This window comes from Pseudonocardia sp. GCM10023141 (genome assembly GCF_042653605.1).
In genome coordinates this window covers 1-1,284 of the sequence record NZ_JBHSIR010000094.1, presented here as the reverse complement: position 1 = coordinate 1,284, position 1,284 = coordinate 1, and the positions used below count along the sequence as shown (strand labels likewise).

Sequence of the window (1,284 nt, the reverse complement as noted above, 5' to 3'; positions counted from 1 at the left end):
CCCCACCGGGCCATCGCCCTGCTCGCTCGACCGTGAAGGTCCGGCATGAGTTCTGCGAGGTCCGGTGGCCCAGGACGCGCTGACTGGCTACAGGGCTGTGCGCCATCGAGCGCCGATCAGTGAGCGACCGGCTGCCGCGTCCCGGGACCACCGGGTGTCTTCCCCCTGCGCCAACAGCGAGGAGACGACCATGAGTGTCGCAGGAGTAACGACCGATCCAGCCGAAGGTCCGCGACCCACTGCAGGAGTGGACTGGGCCAAAGACGATCACGCCATCGCGATCGTTGCCGCCGATGGTGAGCAGTTGCAGCGATTCTCCATCACTCATGACACGTCCGGGCTGCGCACCATGGTGCGACGCCTGCTGGCGGCCGGGGTGGTCGAGGTCGGCATTGAACGTCCCGACGGTCCGGTCGTGGACGCGTTGCGTCAAGCTGGGCTGACCGTGTTCGTGATCCCGCCCGGCCAGCTCAAGAATCTGCGTAGCCGCTACGGCTCGGCGGGCAACAAGGACGACCGGTTCGACGCCTTCGTCCTGGCCGATGTGGTGCGCACCGACCGGCACCGGCTGCGCCCCCTGCTGGTCGACACCCCGGCCACCATCGCGCTGCGCCAGAGCGTGCGCGCACGCCGTGACCTGGTCGCGCACCGTGTCGCAGTCGCCAACCAGCTGCGCGCACACCTGCAGATCGTGTTCCCCGGCGTGGTCGGTCTGTTCCGCGACCTGGACTCCGAGATCAGCCTGCGGTTCCTGGAACGCTTCGACTGTCAAGAACGCGCGGACTGGCTCTCGGTCAAACGCTTGAGCATCTGGCTGGTCTCGGTCGGCTACTGCGGCCGCATCGACCCCGCCGTCCTGCATGCCCGCCTCGCTGGGGCGCCCTGCGGCCACACCGGACCCGATGCCGCCTCCAGCGCCGCGGTCACCGGCGCATTCGTGGCCGTGTTGCGCACTCTCACCACTGAGATCGCCTGCCTGGCCGAGCGCATCAGCGAGCAACTCGACCTGCACCCCGACAAGGAGATCTTCACCAGCCTGCCCCGCTCCGGACGTGTGCGCGCCGCCCGATTGCTGGCCGAGATCGGTGACGCCCGCGGCCGGTTTCCCAGCGCCGACTCCCTGGCCTGCCTGGCCGGCGTCGCGCCCTCGACCCGTCAGTCCGGCAAGGTCCGCGCCGTCAGCTTCCGCTGGGCCGCAGACAAGCAACTGCGCGACGCGATCTGCGACTTCGCCGGTGACAGCATCAAGGCCAACCAATGGGCCAACGATCTTTACCGGCGCGC

General features: G+C 68.9%; 1 protein-coding gene. It reads left to right on the top strand.

The genetic code is table 11. The features are described from left to right. Nucleotides 1-247 precede the first annotated feature (247 nt). A partial coding sequence (locus tag ACFPFQ_RS48220) for an IS110 family transposase (protein ID WP_379630057.1) occupies nucleotides 248-1,284 on the top strand: 1,037 nt, incomplete at its 3' end.